This window comes from Comamonas denitrificans, from assembly GCF_017368815.1.
Classification (GTDB): Bacteria; Pseudomonadota; Gammaproteobacteria; order Burkholderiales; family Burkholderiaceae_C; genus Comamonas; species Comamonas denitrificans.
Window position 1 is genome coordinate 52,774 of sequence record NZ_JAFNME010000003.1, and the last position, 18,134, is coordinate 70,907.

Annotated in this window: 18 protein-coding genes and 2 tRNA genes; 9 read left to right on the top strand and 11 right to left on the bottom strand. The window is 60.1% G+C overall.

Translation table 11 applies throughout. From position 1 onward, the window contains the following. Positions 1 to 33 precede the first annotated feature (33 nt). From infC to J1777_RS01995, 7 genes are all read left to right on the top strand, one after another. The gene (infC, locus tag J1777_RS01965) at positions 34 to 639 is read left to right on the top strand and encodes a translation initiation factor IF-3 (RefSeq protein WP_207574161.1); all 606 of its coding nucleotides are present in this window, start codon (positions 34 to 36) and stop codon (positions 637 to 639) included. A gap of 155 nt (positions 640 to 794) precedes the next feature. Next, positions 795 to 998 (top strand): 50S ribosomal protein L35, encoded by a 204-nt coding sequence (gene rpmI, locus J1777_RS01970; protein WP_207574162.1) that lies wholly within the window; start codon positions 795 to 797, stop codon positions 996 to 998. 27 nt (positions 999 to 1,025) lie between these two features. Next, positions 1,026 to 1,385 carry a 50S ribosomal protein L20 gene (gene rplT / locus J1777_RS01975; protein WP_207574163.1) on the top strand — a complete coding sequence of 120 codons (360 nt, stop codon included), beginning with the start codon at positions 1,026 to 1,028 and terminating at the stop codon, positions 1,383 to 1,385. Positions 1,386 to 1,529: 144 nt separating this feature from the next. Continuing rightward, the gene (gene pheS, locus J1777_RS01980; RefSeq protein ID WP_207574164.1) at positions 1,530 to 2,585 is read left to right on the top strand and encodes a phenylalanine--tRNA ligase subunit alpha; all 1,056 of its coding nucleotides are present in this window, start codon (positions 1,530 to 1,532) and stop codon (positions 2,583 to 2,585) included. A gap of 135 nt (positions 2,586 to 2,720) precedes the next feature. Then, the gene (pheT, locus tag J1777_RS01985; protein ID WP_207574165.1) at positions 2,721 to 5,171 is read left to right on the top strand and encodes a phenylalanine--tRNA ligase subunit beta; all 2,451 of its coding nucleotides are present in this window, start codon (positions 2,721 to 2,723) and stop codon (positions 5,169 to 5,171) included. Then, positions 5,168 to 5,485, top strand: a complete 318-nt coding sequence (locus J1777_RS01990) for an integration host factor subunit alpha (RefSeq protein ID WP_207574166.1) — start codon at positions 5,168 to 5,170, stop codon at positions 5,483 to 5,485. The genes pheT and J1777_RS01990 overlap by 4 nt, the downstream gene beginning before the upstream one ends. Positions 5,486 to 5,537: 52 nt before the next feature. Then, positions 5,538 to 5,614: transfer RNA gene (locus J1777_RS01995), tRNA-Pro, on the top strand. Positions 5,615 to 5,684: 70 nt separating this feature from the next. On the opposite strand, the gene J1777_RS02000 is transcribed toward J1777_RS01995, so the two are convergent. Further along, the gene (locus J1777_RS02000; RefSeq protein WP_207574167.1) at positions 5,685 to 6,038 is read right to left on the bottom strand and encodes a single-stranded DNA-binding protein; all 354 of its coding nucleotides are present in this window, start codon (positions 6,036 to 6,038) and stop codon (positions 5,685 to 5,687) included. Between the two features lie 87 nt (positions 6,039 to 6,125). Further along, positions 6,126 to 6,202 (bottom strand) — tRNA-Pro (locus tag J1777_RS02005). A 170-nt stretch (positions 6,203 to 6,372) separates the two neighbouring features. Here J1777_RS02005 and J1777_RS02010 point away from each other — a divergent pair. Next, positions 6,373 to 6,621, top strand: a complete 249-nt coding sequence (locus J1777_RS02010; RefSeq protein ID WP_207574168.1) for a DUF3297 family protein — start codon at positions 6,373 to 6,375, stop codon at positions 6,619 to 6,621. A gap of 121 nt (positions 6,622 to 6,742) precedes the next feature. Here J1777_RS02010 and J1777_RS02015 read toward each other — a convergent pair whose 3' ends face one another. The 9 genes from J1777_RS02015 to acnD form a co-directional block, all read right to left on the bottom strand. Next, complete coding sequence (locus J1777_RS02015) at positions 6,743 to 7,096, bottom strand: FKBP-type peptidyl-prolyl cis-trans isomerase (protein WP_207574169.1); 354 nt, start codon at positions 7,094 to 7,096, stop codon at positions 6,743 to 6,745. A 57-nt stretch (positions 7,097 to 7,153) separates the two neighbouring features. Next, on the bottom strand, positions 7,154 to 7,453 hold the full coding sequence (locus J1777_RS02020; protein WP_207574170.1) for a winged helix-turn-helix transcriptional regulator: 300 nt from the start codon (positions 7,451 to 7,453) through the stop codon (positions 7,154 to 7,156). A 410-nt stretch (positions 7,454 to 7,863) separates the two neighbouring features. After that, positions 7,864 to 8,469, bottom strand: coding sequence for a DUF5610 domain-containing protein (locus tag J1777_RS02025; RefSeq protein ID WP_207574171.1), 606 nt, complete (start codon positions 8,467 to 8,469; stop codon positions 7,864 to 7,866). A gap of 98 nt (positions 8,470 to 8,567) precedes the next feature. Continuing rightward, positions 8,568 to 9,434, bottom strand: coding sequence for a ParB N-terminal domain-containing protein (locus tag J1777_RS02030; protein WP_207574172.1), 867 nt, complete (start codon positions 9,432 to 9,434; stop codon positions 8,568 to 8,570). 106 nt (positions 9,435 to 9,540) lie between these two features. Continuing rightward, positions 9,541 to 10,173, bottom strand: a complete 633-nt coding sequence (upp, locus tag J1777_RS02035) for a uracil phosphoribosyltransferase (RefSeq protein WP_207574173.1) — start codon at positions 10,171 to 10,173, stop codon at positions 9,541 to 9,543. Between the two features lie 115 nt (positions 10,174 to 10,288). Then, positions 10,289 to 11,152, bottom strand: a complete 864-nt coding sequence (locus J1777_RS02040; protein ID WP_207574174.1) for an isocitrate lyase/PEP mutase family protein — start codon at positions 11,150 to 11,152, stop codon at positions 10,289 to 10,291. Positions 11,153 to 11,312: 160 nt separating this feature from the next. Further along, the gene (gene prpC, locus J1777_RS02045) at positions 11,313 to 12,470 is read right to left on the bottom strand and encodes a bifunctional 2-methylcitrate synthase/citrate synthase (protein ID WP_207574175.1); all 1,158 of its coding nucleotides are present in this window, start codon (positions 12,468 to 12,470) and stop codon (positions 11,313 to 11,315) included. Between the two features lie 46 nt (positions 12,471 to 12,516). After that, complete coding sequence (gene prpF, locus J1777_RS02050) at positions 12,517 to 13,716, bottom strand: 2-methylaconitate cis-trans isomerase PrpF (protein ID WP_207574176.1); 1,200 nt, start codon at positions 13,714 to 13,716, stop codon at positions 12,517 to 12,519. A 78-nt stretch (positions 13,717 to 13,794) separates the two neighbouring features. Continuing rightward, on the bottom strand, positions 13,795 to 16,428 hold the full coding sequence (acnD, locus tag J1777_RS02055) for a Fe/S-dependent 2-methylisocitrate dehydratase AcnD (protein WP_207574177.1): 2,634 nt from the start codon (positions 16,426 to 16,428) through the stop codon (positions 13,795 to 13,797). Positions 16,429 to 16,589: 161 nt separating this feature from the next. On the opposite strand from acnD, the gene J1777_RS02060 reads away from it, so the two are divergent. Then, complete coding sequence (locus J1777_RS02060) at positions 16,590 to 18,029, top strand: short-chain fatty acyl-CoA regulator family protein (RefSeq protein ID WP_207574178.1); 1,440 nt, start codon at positions 16,590 to 16,592, stop codon at positions 18,027 to 18,029. The last annotated feature ends 105 nt before the right edge of the window (positions 18,030 to 18,134 follow it).

The following is an 18,134-nucleotide window of genomic DNA, read 5'->3' on the forward strand; positions in this document are numbered from 1 at the left end:
AAGCTACCCTTTTCGTAGCGTTTAAATTTTAGGGTGAGAGCCATAGCTACAGAATTTCGTGATCGTCGCCAGCGTGAAGAGCGCAAGCACCGTTTGAACCGTGAAATCTCCGCACCAGAAATCCGCTTGATGGGGCCGGACAACGAAGCCTTGGGCATCGTGCCTTTGCAAGAGGCGCTGCGTGCGGCCGGTGAGTTGGATGTGGATTTGGTGGAAATTGCTGCCACAGCCAGCCCCCCGGTATGTCGGTTGATGGACTACGGCAAGTTTAAATACCAAGAGCAGAAGAAGGCTGCCGAGGCCAAGGCCAAGCAAGCGGTTGTTGAGATCAAGGAAGTGAAATTCCGTCCCGGCACGGATGATGGTGACTACAACATCAAACTGCGTAATATCCGACGCTTTTTGGGGGAGGGCGATAAGTGTAAAATCACGCTTCGCTTTCGTGGTCGCGAGATTACGCACCAGCAGCTGGGCTTGGATTTGCTCAACCGCTTGCGCGACGATCTGGCCGACTCCATCCAAGTGGAGCAGTTTCCCAAGTTGGAAGGCCGCCAAATGGTGATGATGATTGCCCCAGCACGTAAAAAGCCAGGGGCAGGCAAACCTGCTGAAGCAGGCGCACCAGAAAAAGCAGAGTAATTACCCCTTTGCAGGAGCTTGTCTGAAGCACTTTGTGCCCCAGACAAGCTTTTGTATTGCCCTGGATTTTTTCTGGGGTAAATAAGTGACTCGAGGCCAACAAGTTTTGCTGTGGTGGCAAACGCCTTGCGAGCACAAGTAACAGGAGCATTTCAATGCCCAAAATGAAAACCAAGAGCAGCGCGAAGAAACGTTTTCGCGTCCGTCCGGGTGGCACCGTCAAGCGCGGTCAAGCCTTCAAGCGTCACATCTTGACCAAGAAGACCACCAAGAACAAGCGTAACCTGCGTGGCATCGTCAATGTGCATGAGTCCGATGTGGCCTCTATTGCCAAGATGATGCCTATGGCTGGCCTGTAATTTTTTAGACGAACAAGGAGTAAACATATGCCTCGCGTCAAACGTGGTGTAACGGCCCGTGCCCGTCACAAAAAAGTTCTGGCTCAAGCCAAAGGTTTCCGCGGCCGCCGCGGTAATGTCTTCCGCGTCGCCAAACAGGCGGTGATGAAGGCCGGTCAGTACGCTTACCGTGACCGCCGCAACAAGAAGCGCGTGTTCCGCCGTCTGTGGATCACCCGTATCAATGCGGCTGCACGCGAATTGGGTCTGACCTACAGCCAGTTCACCAATGGCCTGAAAAAGGCTGCCATCGACATCGACCGCAAAATGCTGGCCGACATCGCTGTGCACGACAAGGCTGCGTTTGGCAGCATCGTGGAACAAGTAAAAGCCAAGCTGGCTGCTTGAGTTCACGATCGGTAGTTATAAATAATAGCTACTGACGCACTATCAGCAAGGGCTAGGGCTTGAAAAGGCACTAGCCCTTGTTGTATTTGAATATTGAAGTATTGAAAATGCGACAGCAAGGTCGCAAGCAAAGTCAAAGTCGCTATGAACGAATTGGATTCCCTGGTTGCCAGCGCCCGCGAGTTGTTCGCGCAGGCGGCTACCCCTGTTGAGTTGGAAAACGCCAAAGCCCAGTTTTTGGGCAAAGCCGGCAAGATGACCGAGCTGATGAAGGGCATGGCGCAGCTGTCCGTAGAAGAGAAGAAAACCCGGGGCGCTGCCATCAACGTGACCAAGCAGGCCATTGAAGCGGCCCTGACCGAGCGCCGCAATGCCCTGGCCGAGGCCCAGTTGCAGGTGCAATTGCAGGCCGAGCGCCTGGATGTCACCTTGCCGGGCCGCCAGCGTGGCCAGGGGGGCTTGCACCCGGTGTCGCTGACCTTGGAGCGTATTGAGGGGATTTTTGCCTCGATGGGCTTTGAAGTGGCCGAGGGTCCAGAGATTGAGTCTGACTGGTTCAACTTCACCGCGCTCAATACCCCGGAAGACCACCCGGCGCGTTCGATGCACGACACGTTTTATGTCGAAGGCGGCACGCCGCAGGCCCCGAATTTGCTGCGCACGCACACCAGCCCGATGCAGGTGCGCCATGCTGTGCAGCACGTCAAGCGCTACCGCAACCAGCTCGATGCAGGGCAGGGCATGCCCGAGATTCGTGTGATTGCCCCCGGTCGCACCTACCGTGTGGATTCGGATGCCACGCACTCGCCCATGTTTCACCAGTGCGAAGGCTTGTGGATTGGTGAGAACGTGAGTTTTAAAGACCTGAAGGTCGTATTTACCGACTTTTGCAAGACGTTTTTTGAAAGCGATGACCTGGTGCTGCGCTTTCGCCCGAGCTTTTTCCCGTTCACCGAGCCATCGGCCGAAGTGGACATCCAGTTCCAAAGCGGCCCCTTGGCGGGCAAGTGGCTGGAAGTGGCCGGCAGCGGCCAGGTGCACCCCAATGTGGTGCGCAACATGGGTTTAGACCCCGAGCGCTTTATCGGTTTTGCCTTTGGCATGGGGCCCGATCGCCTGACCATGCTGCGCTATGGCGTGAATGATTTGCGCCTGTTCTTTGATGGCGATATCCGCTTCTTGTCCCAATTTAATAAGTAAAAAGTGAGCTGTTTGCGCAGCTGTATGGATATTTCAGATTGTTTTTAGCCTGAAATGTTGATAAGTAAAGCGGGAACAGCTATCTTTTAATGATTGTGCGCTGAGGCTGCCTCGGCGCATGCGATGGAAAAAAACATGCAGTTTCCTGAATCTTGGTTGCGCCAATACTGCAACCCTCCGCTGAGCACCCAGGCCCTGGCCGATACCTTGACCATGGCTGGTCTGGAGGTGGAAGAGCTGGACCCGGTGGCTCCACCCTTTACCGGCATTGTGGTTGGTGAGATCAAAGAAGCCGTGCAACACCCGGATGCTGACCGTCTGCGGGTGTGCCAGGTGGATGTGGGCGGCCCTGAGTTGCTGAGCATTGTCTGCGGTGCGCCCAATGCCCGCGTCGGCATTCGTGTGCCCTGCGCCACCGTGGGGGCCGAGTTGCCGCCCGGGCCGGACGGCAAGCCGTTCAAAATCAAGGTGGGCAAGCTGCGCGGCGTGCCCAGCTTTGGCATGCTGTGCTCGGCCAAAGAGCTGGGGGTGGATGAGGATGCCAGTGGCCTGCTGGAGCTGCCCCTGGATGCGCCGCTGGGCCAGAACTTGCGCGAGTACCTGAACCTGGACGACACGCTGTTCACCCTCAAACTCACGCCCAATCTGGCGCACTGCCTGAGCGTTTACGGCGTGGCCCGTGAGTTGTCGGCACTGACCGGAGCCCCCCTGGCGGCGCTTGAATTTCCGCACGCCAGTGTGGGGCACCAAGACAGTTTGCCGGTAGAAATTCAAGCGCCTGACCTGTGTGGCCGCTTTTCGGGCCGCATCGTGCGCGGTGTCAATACCCAAGTCAAAACGCCGCAGTGGATGGTTGATCGCCTGGCGCGTTGTGGCCAGCGCTCGGTGGCGCCGCTGGTGGATATTTCCAACTACGTGATGTTTGAGCTGGGCCAGCCGACGCATATTTTTGACCTCGACAAAATCCACGGCGGCCTGCAAGTGCGCTGGGGGCAGGCCGGTGAGCAGCTCAAGCTGTTGAACGGCAGCACCGTCACGGTGGATGGGCAGGTGGGGGTGATTGCCGATGCCAATGGGCTGGAATCGCTGGCCGGCATTATGGGGGGCGATGCCACGGCGGTGTCGGATGGCACGCAGAACATCTACATTGAAGCGGCTTTTTGGTGGCCCAAGGCCGTGGCCGGCCGCTCGCGCCGCTTTAATTTCTCGACCGATGCCGGGCACCGTTTTGAGCGCGGTGTCGATCCGGCCCACACGGTGCAGGTGATTGAGCGCATTACCGAGCTGGTGCTGCAAATTTGCGGCACCGCCGACACCACCTGTGGCCCGATTACCGATGTCCAGCCCAACGTGCCCGCGCCCAAGCAAGTGCAGCTGCGCGTGGCGCGTGCCGCCAAAGTGATTGGCATGCCAGTGACCCAACAGCAATGCCTGGATGCGTTGAACGGCCTGGGCTTGCCCGCAGTGGCCGTGGGCAGCGAGGCGGTGGCGGTGACGGCGCCGACCTTCCGCTTTGACATCAATCTGGAAGAGGATTTGATCGAAGAAGTGGCCCGCATGATCGGCTACGAGCAATTGCCCACCAGCAAACCGCTGGCACCGATTGCGCCCAAACTGCTGAGCGAAAACCGCCGCAGCCCGTTTACCGTGCGCCATTTGCTGGCCGGTTTGGGCTACCAGGAAACCATTAACTTCAGCTTTGTTGAAGAAAAGTGGGAGCAAACCCTGGCCGCCAATAAAGACCCTATCCGGTTATTGAACCCGATTGCCAGCCATTTGAGCGTGATGCGCTCCTCTTTGTTGGGTTCTTTGCTGCAGGTGCTCAAGTTCAACCTCGATCGCAAAGCCGCGCGCGTGCGCGTGTTTGAATTGGGGCGCGTGTTTTTTAAAGATGCTGCGGTTGAAGAATCTGACACCACCGTCCAAGGCTTTGACCAGCCGATGCGGGTGGCTGGGTTGGCCTACGGCAGCAATGCGCCGCTGCAATGGGGTGTGCAGGATGGCCGCGTCGATTTCTTTGATGTGAAGGGCGACGTGCAAGCGCTGCTGGCCCCGCTGCAAGCAAGCTTTGAACCCGCTGAACACCCCGCCATGCACCCTGGCCGTTGCGCCCGGGTGGTGCTGGCCGGGCAAGAAATTGGCCATGTCGGTGAGTTGCACCCGCAGTGGTGCCAGCAGTGGGATTTGCCGCAGGCCCCGGTGATGTTTGAACTGGCGCTGCAGGCTGTGCTGCAGCGCCCGGTGCCGCAATTTACGCCGGTGCCCAAGCACCAGGCGGTGGAGCGCGACATTGCGGTGGTGGTCAAAGAAAGCGTGACCCATGCCCAGCTGATGGCGGCCGTGCATGCGGCGGTGCCGGCGCAGACGCTGCGCTCGGCGGTGCTGTTTGATGTCTTCCGCCCGAAAAAGCTCAAACCGGGTGAAGTCGCCAGTGCCGGTGCGTTGGCACACGATGAGAAAAGTTTGGCCGTGCGTTTGACCTTGGGCCGCCAGGCCGAAGCCTTGACCGATGCCGATATTGATGCTGCCATGCAGGCGGTGATTGCTGCCTTGGCCGAACAACTCGGTGCCAAGCTGCGAGGATGAAGATGATGGAAGAAAACTTTGAAGCCGGTGCCTTGACCAAGGCCGAATTGGTCGATTTGCTGTTTGAGCAAATGGGAATGAATAAGCGCGAAGCCAAAATGGTGGTCGATGGCTTTTTTGACCTGATTTGTCAAAGCTTGGTGCGTGGTGAAGACGTCAAACTCTCGGGGCTGGGCAACTTCCAGGTGCGTGAAAAAGCCCCCCGTCCAGGGCGCAATCCCCGCACCGGGGAGTTGGTGCCGATTGCTGCCCGCCGGGTGGTGACCTTCCACGCCAGCGCAAAATGCAAGGAATTGATGCACGCCGCCACATAAATTTAGCCAGTTTGTAAAACTGCGGGTTTTTCCCCTCTATAATCCGCAGCTTCGGCGTGTAGCGCAGCCTGGTAGCGCACTTGCATGGGGTGCAAGGGGTCGCGAGTTCGAATCCCGCCACGCCGACCAATTTAAAAGCCCTTGGATTGCTTCAATCCAAGGGCTTTTTCTTGTTGGCTTTGATTGGCAGAAAAGTGCTTTAAGCAAATTCTGCGCTGTGTATTTGGGTTGGGACGGCCAGTACCCGGTAGGCCACAACATCCAAGGCGGGGTAGCTGGCACCTTGCTTGTCTGTCCAGACTTTTGGTGTGAGGGGGCCGACGATGGACACCACATCGCCCTCTTGCAAATCCAGTAGCTGTTTGCAGGGGACGGGGTCAAAGGCGACAACATTCACAAACAGGCTGCTGGGGATTTCGGCGGCCGCGTTGGGGCGCAAGTTGCCGTCTCCGACGGTGGCACGCATCCGGGCCACCATGAAGGTTTTGCCAAAGCGGTCGGTGCGCTCGCTGGGGTCGGTGGTCAGGCGTCCGGTGATCAAGCCTTCAATCATGGAATAAAACTTTCGTGGCGAATCAAAAAAAATAGGTAAAAAAACAAAAAAGGCCAACATTTTAAAATGTTGGCCTTTTGGAATCAATGGTCGGCGTGGCGGGATTCGAACTCGCGACCCCTTGCACCCCATGCAAGTGCGCTACCAGGCTGCGCTACACGCCGACAAGATTCAAATTATATACCGGATTTAAAGCGTTTCACAAGATGCGTCAAGCCAAAGCACACAAGTAGGTTGCGGGTTTGGAGTCTGCGCAGGGGTGGTGCTGGGCAATCAAGGGTTTCAGGGAATTTTCTACAATCGCGCCTTTGCAACTTTTCTTTGTTTTTTTGTTATGACGCAACCCACTGAGCGCCCCGCACTGCCCGATCACCTGTCGATAGACCCCCGCAGCCCGCACTTTGTGGCGGCGGTGTTTGAGCACGATGTTGGGATTCGTTTTAATGGCCAAGAGCGCCAAGATGTGGAGGAGTACTGCGTGAGCGAAGGCTGGGTGAAGGTGCCGGCCGGCAAAACCCTGGATCGCAAAGGGCGGCCTTTGCTGATGAAGCTCAAAGGCACGGTGGAGGCGTATTACCGTTGATTCCAGGCCATGGCCCTGCAGTGGCAAGCTGCGGTGGCAGTGTTGCCAGATAAAGCCAGATAAAAAAAGCGCTCCTTTCATAGGAGCGCTTTTTTATGGTCAGCCTGGCCGGGCTGGCGATTTAAACCGCCAGCAGCTCTACGTCAAATTTGAGGGTGGCGTTGGGGGGAATGACACCACCGGCACCGTAAGCGCCGTAGCCCAGCTCAGGGGGGATGATCAAGGTGCGCTGGCCACCCACTTGCATGCCTTGCACGCCTTCGTCCCAGCCGCGAATGACCATGCCTGCGCCCAGGGCAAACACAAAGGGGTCGTTGCGGTCTTTGCTGGAATCAAATTTGGCACCTTGCTGCCCGTTTTGGTACAGCCAGCCGGTGTAATGCACGGTGACTTGTTTACCTGCCACAGCAGTGGCACCCGTGCCGGTGACGGTGTCTTCGTATTGCAAGCCAGAGGCGGTTTGTTGCAGAGCCATAAATGCTTTCGTTTTCGTCGTTGTGTAGGGGGCTAAAAGGAAGTCGAAGCGCTGGGGTTAGTCTTTGTTTTTGACCCAACGATTGGCAAAAGCCTGCAAGTCGTTCAGGCGTTTGAGCAGGTCCTGGCCCTGCAAGGTGACGGTGTAGCCATCGCTGCCGTGCTCCATGAAGCCAGCTTCGCGCAGTTCTTTGATGCGGGTGTTCAAGGTGTTGGGGGTGATGCCGCCCACGCTGTCTTGCAGCAGGCGGAAGGTTTGGGGGTAGCCATCGCGCAGGGCCCAGAGAATGCGCAGGGCATAGCGGCGCTCTAGCTGGTCAAACAGTTGATGAATGGCGATATTGTCTTTCAAACTCATGGGTGCTTCTCCTAGTGCTGCGCCGTGGTGGCGCGTCATTACGCTACAAGTTTAGTAGCTCTGGAGTTGGGGCGGCAACAAAATGCGCGTCAAAAGGGTGCAATTGATTAAAAAATGTTGCTTCGCTGCTACGGTTCTTGGGGGAAAGAAAACGGTGCAAAAAAAATAGCACCCAGGCCAACTGGCAGCTTTGGGTGCTTGGGGTTGCAACGCAGCACAGCAGGGTGTGCTGCGGTGTCGCTTAGAACGTGTTCATGGTCTCGAATGAAGGTGTGGGGGATGCGGTTCGGGATGGGTTGCGAGGCGCAAACCACAGCAATAGCTTGGCTATTGCGAGGATTTGCAACGACGCAGACCGCCCGAAGCCGCGCCCGCACACCCATGAGGAGATCGTGAACACGTTCTTAGGCTCAGATGGCCGCTTCGGGGGTGTCTTTGGGGGCCTCTTTTGGGGTGAGTGCGGCCAGTTTGGCGGCTAAAAATTCGTCATAGCCTTTTTGCACCAGTTCAAAGGTTTGGTTGATGCCTTGGGCAATCGGGCTGCCTTCGCCCAGCACGCCCAGCCCATTCAGGATGTCGCTGGCCTCGTTGAAGCCTTGTTCAAAACCACCGCGAATCAGCTCGACAAAATTGCGGATGACGTCCTCGGGCGCATCGTTTTTGTGCTGGGCGGCATAGGCTTCAAAAAACGCGGTGGACATGCTCACGATGCGGCTGGCGGTGCCCTCGGGGCTGTTGTCCTGGCCCATGGCTTGGCCAATCGCATCGGGGCCCAGCTCGGGAGCTAAATATTCGTTGATGCCGTCAATGGCGGTGCGGTACAGCAAGGCCATGCTGTTGTTGCCCGCTTGCAATGACACTTGCAGCGATGCTTGCAAAATTTGGGCGTTCAGCGTGTCGCGCTGGCCTTGGGGGCGGCTTTGGCTGGCCGCTTTGGCTTGGGTGAGCGCATCGTTGGCTGCGGGGGATGGGGTGGTGGGTTGGCTTGGGGCCAGGCTGGCGGTGGGTGCAACCATGGTGTTCTCCTGCGCTTGTGAGAGGGGGTGCCCCTTTTATCGGCAGGCGCAGGGAAAACTAAAGCCTTATTTTTTAGCGGATGGTTGGCATCGGGGGGTTATTGGCCTTGCTCTGCCAGCAGCTCTTGCAGGGTTTGCACTTGCAGGCGCAGGCGCTGGTTTTCTTCTTCCAAGGTGGCGATGCGCGCTTGCAGGGCCTGGGTGTCGGCGGGTGCGTGGGGGGCCGCGTCGCCGTGCTCGGCTGGGTTGTGGGCTTGGCTGGCTTTTTCTTGGCGGGCAACTTTTTGGGCTTGGCGGATGCGCTTGGCGGCCTCTTTCAGGCCCTGGGCACCGTCTTGGGCGGCAGTTTGTTGCTCGGCCACGGGCAGCTTGGCCAGCACAGCGGCGGTGCTGAGCGAGAGTTCGCCATTTTTGATGGCAGCCACCAGCTCGGGGGCGGCTTTTTCTTGGATGGTTTCAATGTGCTTGACCTGGGCAGGAGACAGGCGGGCGGCCCGTGCCAGGGCTTCGCGGGTGTCCAGGGCCTGGTCCGGCACTTTCGGGACGCTGGCCAGTGCGGCCTGGCTGGCCTCGGTGGGGTCGTCGGCTGCGTCGTGCTGGGTGGCTTGCTGCACGGCGGTGGCGGCGGTGGCGCGGCGCTGGGCGATGATTTCGCGCTTGCGCAGGGCCAGCACGCCGCGCTGAAAGTCCGAGATGCTGCGCCGGCCCAGGTGCTGGTCAATCATCCACAGGTGCACGTCTTCCATGCTCGCAAACTGGGTGTTTTGCACGGTTTGAAAGGGCAGGCCATGTTTTTGGCAAATGCCGTAGCGGTTGTGCCCGTCCACCAAGATATTGCCCCACAGCACCAAGGCATCGCGGCAGCCTTCGGCCAGGATGCTGCGCTCCAGGGCATCGTGTTCGTCTGGGGTAAGGGGGTCGATATAGGCTTTGAGTTCGGGCAGGACGGTGATTTCAGCAGACATGGCAGATAAAAATAAAGAAGCACTCTGCGCAATGGCACAGAGTGCTTTTAGATGGTTAGATAGTATTTTTAAGCTTATTTAAGCGCAAGGCGCTATTTTAAATAGCTTACTTGGTGCCAAAAATGCGGTCGCCCGCATCGCCCAGGCCGGGCAGGATGTAGCCATGATCGTCCAGCTGGCGGTCGATGGCGGCGGTGTAGATGTCCACATCCGGGTGGGCGGCTTGCAAGGTGGCGATGCCCTCAGGGGCGGCCAGCAGGCACATGAATTTGATGCTTTTGGGCTGGCTACGGTTTTTCAGGTGGCTGACGGCGGCGGCGGCCGAGTTGCCCGTGGCCAGCATGGGATCGACGACGATGGCATCGCGCTCGCACATTTTGTCGGGCATTTTGTAGTAGTACTCGACCGGCTGCAGGGTCTGCGGGTCGCGAAACAGGCCAATGTGGCCGATGCGCGAGCCGGGCACCACGTTGAGCATGCCGTCCAAAAAGCCGTTGCCCGCCCGCAGGATGGACACCAGCACCAGCTTTTTGCCGTCGATGACTTTGCCGGTGGTGGTCTCCAGCGGGGTTTCGATCTCGATCTCTTGCAGCGGCATGTCGCGCGTGAGCTCGTAGGCCATCAGCGTGGACAGCTCGCCCAGCATGCGCCGAAAGCTGTTGGTGCTGGCTTCTTTGCGGCGCATCAGGGTCAGTTTGTGCTGGACGAGGGGGTGGTCAATCAGGTGAACAGTGCTCATGGGGGCGCTGGAAAATGGGGGTGAAAAAAGAAAGCAACCAACCAGGGGCGCAAAAAAAACCGCCAGCGGGTGCGGCGGTTTTCGCGTGGAAGGTACAACCGTGTGGGGCTGAACTTTACTGGTATTTTTTCTCCAGCGCATCCCAGATGGGCTTGTTTACCAAACGCTGGCGCTCGGCAAACGAGGCGACCAGGTTGGGGTCTTCTTGGATGTGGCCTTCGTTTTTCAGCACGCCCAGGGCGCGTTGCATGCCGGCCACCGCGCCTTGCAGGGCGGCGTTGGCGTACAGCACGATGCCGTAGCCCATTTTGGCCAGCTCTTCGGTGCTGGTGATGGGCGTTTTGCCGCCGATGACCATGTTCATCAGCTGGGGCGTTTTCAGGCGCTGGGGCAGGGCGGCGATGTGCTCGGCGCTGGTCACGGCTTCGACAAACAGCAGGTCGGCCCCCGCCTCGGCGTATTGCTGGGCACGTTCCACCGCTGCGTCAAAACCGTGGATGGCGGCGGCATCGGTGCGGGCCATGATGATGGTGCCCTCGTTGCGGCGTGCATCGCACGCGGCCTTGATCTTGCCGATCATTTCGCTGGCTTCAATCACTTCTTTGCCGTTGAAGTGGCCGCAGCGCTTGGGGCTGACCTGGTCTTCCAGCTGGATGCAGTCGGCCCCGGCGCGCTCTAGGGTGCGGATGGCGTGGTAGGTGTTCAGCGCGTTGCCAAAGCCGGTGTCGGCATCGACGATCAGCGGCACCTCTACCGCGTCGCGGATGCGGGCGGTGTGGTCGGCAATGTCGGTCAGGCCCATAAAGCCTTGGTCGGGCAGGCCAAACCACATATTGGTCACGCCAGCGCCGGTCACATAAATGGCTTCAAAGCCCATGTCGGCCACCAGGCGGGCGGACATGGCGTTGAACGCGCCGGGCACGATCACGCCGCGGCGTTGGGCGATCAGGGAGCGCAGTTGTTGTTGGGTGGTGCTCATAACAATCCTTTGCTGTGCAAGTGAAAAAAGCTGGCCCCAAATAGCGAGGGCCAGCCTTCATGGTTTCAATAGCTTGTTGCGCTTGTTAAATAAGGATTTCAGCATGTTTTATGGCTGAAATCGTTTATTTATTAGCGGTAGCAGCTACGTTGTTCAATGATTACTTGCGCTCGTCGATGGGCACAAACTTCAGATCGTCCGGGCCGGTGTAGTTGGCGCTGGGGCGGATGATCTTGTTGTCGATGCGCTGCTCGATGATGTGCGCGGCCCAGCCGCTGGTGCGGGCGATCACAAACAACGGCGTGAACATGGCGGTGGGCACGCCCATCATGTGGTAGCTCACGGCGCTGAACCAGTCCAGGTTGGGGAACATTTTTTTGACTTCCCACATGACCGATTCCAGGCGCTCGGCGATGTCGTACATCTTGGTGGAGCCTGCCTCGTCCGACAGCTGCTTGGCCACGCCTTTGATGACCACGTTGCGCGGGTCGCTGATGGTGTACACGGGGTGACCAAAGCCAATGACCACTTCCTTGCGCTCCACGCGGGCGCGGATGTCGGCTTCGGCTTCATCGGGGTTGTCGTAGCGCTTTTGGATTTCAAAAGCCACTTCGTTGGCACCGCCGTGCTTGGGGCCGCGCAGTGCGCCGATGGCGCCGGTGATGGCCGAGTACATGTCGCTGCCCGTGCCGGCAATCACGCGCGAGGTGAAGGTGGAGGCGTTGAACTCGTGCTCAGCGTACAGGTTGAGCGAAATGTTCATGGCCTTGACCCAGCTGTCGGCGGGCTTGGCACCGTGCAGCAGGTGCAGGAAGTGGCCGCCGATGCTGTCGTCGTCGGTTTCCACTTCGATGCGGCGGCCATTGGTGCTGAAGTGGTACCAGTACAGCAGCATGGAGCCCAGCGAAGCCATCAGGCGGTCGGCGATGTCGCGTGCGCCCGCGATGTTGTGGTCGTCTTTTTCCGGCAGGGTGCAGCCCAGCACGGACACGCCGGTGCGCATCACGTCCATGGGGTGGCTGGAAGCGGGCAGCTGCTCCAGCGCCGCCTTGACGTTGGCGGGCAGGCCGCGCAGGGCCTTGAGCTTGGCTTTGTAGCCCTTGAGTTCTGCGCGGGTGGGCAGCTTGCCGTGTACCAGCAGGTGGGCGACTTCTTCAAATTCGCACTGGTCGGCCAGTTCCAGAATGTCGTAGCCACGGTAGTGCAGGTCGTTGCCGGTCTTGCCGACGGTACACAGCGCGGTGTTGCCAGCGGTCACGCCGGACAGGGCCACAGACTTTTTGGGCTTGAAGGTGGGGGCTGCTTGTTCAGTGGTCATCGTGTCGCTCCTTGGAATGAAAAAAGGGGAAAGGGAAAAGAAGGGGTTATTCGAGGGTTTCGGCGGGCACGCGCACCCAGCCTTCCATCAGGATGCGGGCGCTGCGGCTCATGACCGCCTTGGTCACTTGCCACTGGCCATTCACCTGCTTGGCTTCTGCACCCACGCGCAGCGTGCCCGAGGGGTGGCCAAAACGGACGGCTTCGCGCTCACCGCCACCGGCGGCCAGATTCACCAGCGTGCCGGGCACAGCGGCGGCGGTGCCAATGGCCACGGCGCAGGTGCCCATCATGGCGTGGTGCAGCTTGCCCATGGACAGGGCGCGCACCAGCAAATCCACATCGCCCGCTTCAATGGCTTTGCCGCTGGAGGCGGTGTAGCTTTTCGGGGGGCTGACAAAGGCAATCTTGGGCGTGTGCTGGCGCTTGAGGGCTTCTTCCGGCGTTTTGATCAGGCCCATGCGCAGGGCCCCGGCGACGCGGATTTTTTCAAAGCGTTCCAGCTGCGCGGGGTCGTTGTTGATGTCTTCGCGCAGTTCGGTGCCCTGGTAGCCGATGTCGGCCGCGTTCACAAACACGGTGGGGATGCCGGCGCTGATCATGGTGGCGGGAAAGCTACCCACGCCGGGCACGTCCAGCGTATCGACCAGGTTGCCGGTGGGGAACATCGCGCCGCCGTCGTCGCCATCGTCCGAGGGGTCCATGAATTCGAGCACGATCTCGGCAGCGGGGAAGGTCACGCCGTCCAGCTCAAAATCGCCCGTTTCTTGCACCTGCCCGTTGGTGATGGGCACGTGGGCAATGATGGTTTTGCCAATGTTGGCTTGCCAGATGCGCACCACGCAGGTGCCGCTGCCCGTGCCATTACCTGGGATGCGGCTGGCATCGACCAGCCCGGCGTGAATGGCAAACGCGCCCGCAGCGGTGGACAGGTTGCCGCAGTTGCCGCTCCAATCGACAAAGTCGGTGTTGATGGAGACTTGCCCGTAGAGGTAGTCCACGTCGTGATCGGGGCGCGTGCTTTTGGACAGGATCACGCACTTGCTGGTGCTGGAGGTGGCACCGCCCATGCCGTCGATGTGGGCGCTGTAGGGGTCGGGGCTGCCGATCACGCGCTGAAACAGCCGGTCGCGCGCGCGGCCTGGTACTTGGCAGCTTTCGGGCAGGTCTTGCAGGCGAAAGAACACGCCCTTGCTGGTGCCGCCCCGGATGTAGGTGGCAGGGATGCGAAGTTGGGGTTGTGGCATAAAGATTGAACCTTTCATAGCTTGTTGCGCTGTTAAATAAAGGGTTTCAAGGCATTAATACCTTGAAACCCTTATGTATTAAGCGGCACCAGCTAGGAAATCCTGCGCAAAGCGCTGCAGCACGCCGCCCGCTTCGTAGATGGATACCTCTTCCGCCGTATCCAGGCGGCAGGTCATGGGCACACGCACCACTTCGCCGTTTTTGCGCTGAATGACCAGGGTCATGTCTGCGCGTGGGGCCAGATCGCCTTCCACGTCATAGGTTTCAGTGCCATCCAGCTGCAAGGTGTTGCGGTTGGTGCCGGGTTTGAACTCCAGCGGCAGCACGCCCATGCCGATCAGGTTGGTGCGGTGGATGCGCTCAAAGCCTTCGGCCGCAATGGCTTCCACACCGGCCAGGCGCACGCCCTTGGCGGCCCAGTCGCGGCTGGAGCCTTGGCCGTAGTCGGCCCCGGCGACGATGATCAGCGGCTGGCGGCGGTTCATGTAGGTTTCAATCGCCTCCCACATGCGCATGACCTGGCCTTCGGGTTCGACCCGGGCGAGCGAGCCTTGTTTGACCGTGCCGTCCGGGTTTTTCACCATTTCGTTGAACAGCTTGGGGTTGGCAAAGGTGGCACGCATGGCGGTCAGGTGGTCGCCGCGGTGGGTGGCGTAGGAGTTGAAGTCCTCCTCGGGCAGGCCCATCTTGGCCAGGTACTCACCGGCAGCCGAGTCGGGCAGGATGGCGTTGGACGGCGACAGGTGGTCGGTGGTGATGTTGTCCGGCAGGATGGCCAGCGGGCGCATGCCTTTCAGGGTGCGGGGGAAGGCGGCCAGTGCGCCCACGCCCTCGGTATCCCAGTAGGGCGGGCGGCGAATGTAGGTGGAGGTGGGCCGCCAGGCGTACAGGGGCGAGGTTTTTCCCCCTTTGCTGCGGTGGATGCTGAACATGGGTTCGTACACCGCGTGGAATTGCTCGGGCTTGACGCTGGCGGCAACGATGGCATCAATCTCCGCATCGCTGGGCCACAGGTCTTTCAGGGTGATGGGCTTGCCTTGGGCATCAAAGCCCAGCGCGTCCTGCTCGATGTCCAGGCGCACCGTGCCAGCCAGCGCGTAGGCGACGACCAGCGGGGGCGAGGCCAGGAAAGCCTGTTTGGCATAGGGGTGGATGCGCCCGTCAAAGTTGCGGTTGCCCGAGAGCACGGCGGTGGCATACAGGTCGCGGTCGATGATTTCTTGCTGAATCTTGGGATCAAGCGCACCGCTCATGCCGTTGCAGGTGGTGCAGGCGTAGGCGACGATGCCAAAGCCCAGCTTTTCCAGCTCGGGCAGCAGGCCGCTGTCTTCCAGGTACAGCTTGGCCACTTTGGAGCCGGGGGCGAACGAGGTTTTCACCCACGGTTTGCGCACCAGGCCCAGGGCGTTGGCCTTTTTGGCCACCAAGGCGGCAGCCACCACGTTGCGCGGGTTGCTGGTGTTGGTGCAGCTGGTGATGGCGGCAATGATCACCGCGCCATCGGGCATCAGGCCTTGGGCTTCTTCGCCCTTGCCCGCTTGCAGCTTGGCGGCATCGGCAATGCCGCGCTCGGCCAGATCGCTGGTGGGCAGGCGGCGGTGCGGGTTGCTGGGGCCAGCCATGTTGCGCACCACGGTAGAGAGGTCAAAGCGCAGCACGCGCTCGTACTGGGCGGTTTTCAGCGCATCGGCCCACAGGCCGGTTTCCTTGGCGTATTGCTCGACCAAGGCCACCTGGGCGGGTTCGCGGCCGGTGAGTTTCAGGTAGTCGATGGTTTGCTGGTCGATGTAGAACATCGCCGCCGTGGCACCGTACTCGGGGCACATGTTGGAGATGGTGGCGCGGTCGCCAATGGAGAGGCTGTCGGCACCCTCGCCGAAAAACTCCACGTAAGCGCCCACTACGCGCTCTTTGCGCAGGAATTCGGTCAGCGCCAGCACGATGTCGGTGGCGGTGATGCCGGGCTGGCGCTGGCCGGTCAGCTCCACGCCGACGATGTCGGGCAGGCGCATCATGCTGGCGCGGCCCAGCATCACGGTTTCGGCCTCCAGGCCGCCCACGCCCACGGCGATCACGCCCAGCGCATCGACGTGCGGGGTGTGGCTGTCGGTGCCCACGCAGGTGTCGGGGAAGGCCACGCCGTCGCGCAACTGGATGACAGGGCTCATTTTTTCCAGATTGATCTGGTGCATGATGCCGTTGCCCGCAGGGATTACGTCCACGTTCTTGAACGCGGTTTTGCACCAGTCGATGAAGTGGAAGCGGTCGGCGTTGCGGCGCTCTTCGACTTCGCGGTTTTTCTCGAACGCATCGGGGTCAAAGCCGGCGTATTCCACGGCCAGCGAGTGATCGACGATGAGCTGGGTGGGCACCACCGGGTTCACCTGGGCCGGGTCGCCGCCTTGCTCGGCAATGGCATCGCGCAGACCGGCCAGATCGACCAGCGCTGTCTGGCCCAGGATGTCGTGGCAGACCACGCGGGCGGGGTACCAGGGAAAGTCCAGATCGCGCTTGCGGTAGATGAGCTGCTTGAGCGCATCGGTCAGCAGCGCCGGATCGCAGCGGCGCACCAGTTGTTCGGCCAAGATGCGGCTGGTGTAGGGCAGGCCAGCGTAAGCGCCCGGCTCAATGGCATCAATGGCGGCGCGGGTGTCGTAGTACTGCACGTCGGCAGTGCCGGGCAGGGTTTTGCGGTAGGCGTTTTGGTTCATAAAAGGCGGTTTCTTTCTGGATGGACCGAGGAGGCTGCACAAGCTTGATTTGCAATTTACGCAAAACCAGGCGCTTCTAAAACACTGAATTTGCAAAACATAGTAAATTGCACGTCGCTAATTTGCAAATTTTGCGAATTTCTACCTTGGTAAGCACGACGATGTCCAAAATTTTTATGGGAGTGCGCCTGCGCTCCCTGCGCCAAGAGCGCGGCATGACGCAGGTGGCGCTGGCGCAGGCCTTGGGTATTTCGCCCAGTTATTTGAACCAGTTGGAGCAAGACCAGCGGCCGTTTACGGTGTCGGTGCTGCTGAAAGTCCACCGTGTGCTGGGGGTGGATATTCAGCAGTTTTCCGAAGACGAACAGGCGCGGCTGGTCGCCCAGCTGTCCGATGCGGTGGCCGCAGTCCCGGATCTGCCCGCCGTGCCGCAGGCCGAGCTGCGCGAGCTGGCGGCCAAGTTGCCCCAGCTGTCGCAAGCCCTGCTGGCCCTGCACCGGCGGCATCAGCAAGACACCCAGCGCCTGCACACCCTGGCCGATCGGCTCAGCCGCGTTGGCATGGATGAAGCCCCGGGCTGGGTGGACGATGCCTTGCCCCCAGGCCAGATGCCGTTTGAGGCCGTGCGTGATTTCTTTTTTGCCCACCGCAATTACTTTGACAGCCTGGATCGCGCCGCCGAGGCGCTGGCCCAGCAGGCCCAAGCCCAAGGCGGGGCGCTGCCCGAATGGCTGACCCAGCATTTGCGCCACCAGCACGGCGTGTTTGTGCTGCGCAGCGAAGCCGGTGATGCCCCCCTGCGCCGCTTTGATGCCGCCAGCCGCACCTTGCATCTGTCGGCCGATTTACAGCCCAGCCAGCAAGCCTTTCAATTGGCCACGCAGTTGGCGTTGCTGGAGCTGCAGCCGCAAATGCAAACCTTGCTGGCCACCCACCACTGGCAAGACGAGGCCACGCGCCGTCTGGCCAGCATTGGCCTGGCCAACTACGTGGCCGGGGCGCTGATCCTGCCCTATGGGCGGTTTTTGCAGGCGGCCGAAAGCCTGGGCTACGACATTGAGCTGCTGGGCCAGCGTTTTGGCGTGGGCTATGAGATGGTGTGCCACCGCCTCTCGACCCTGCAGCGCTCGGACGCGCCGGGGGTGCCGTTTTTCTTTATCCGCGTCGATCGTGCGGGCAACATCAGCAAGCGCCAGTCGGCCACGCACTTTCACTTTTCCAAGACCGGTGGCTCGTGCCCGCTGTGGAATGTGTACGAGGCCTTCGCCCAGCCCGGGCGCATCCTGCCGCAACTGGCCAGCATGCCCGATGGGCGCGTGTATCTGTGGATTGCCCGCAGCATCACCCACGAAGGGCGCGGTTGGGGCATGCCGGGCAAAACCTTTGCCATTGGCCTGGGCTGCGATGTGCAGCATGCGCAGCGGCTGGTGTATTCCAAGGGACTGGATTTGCGCAACCTGCAGGCGGCCACCCCCATTGGCATGGGCTGCAAGGTGTGCGAGCGCACCGCTTGTCCGCAGCGGGCGTTTCCCTTCACGGGCAAACCGCTGCGGGTCAATACCGATGAGAGCAGCTTTGTGCCGTACGGCGTGGGACAGTGAGGGCCCTGCGGGCAAACCCTGGCGTTTTTCTGGGTAAGGGTGGCAGTCAGCACTCTATAATTTATTTAAAAATATATTGTGTTTGAATAAATTAACTAATTGACG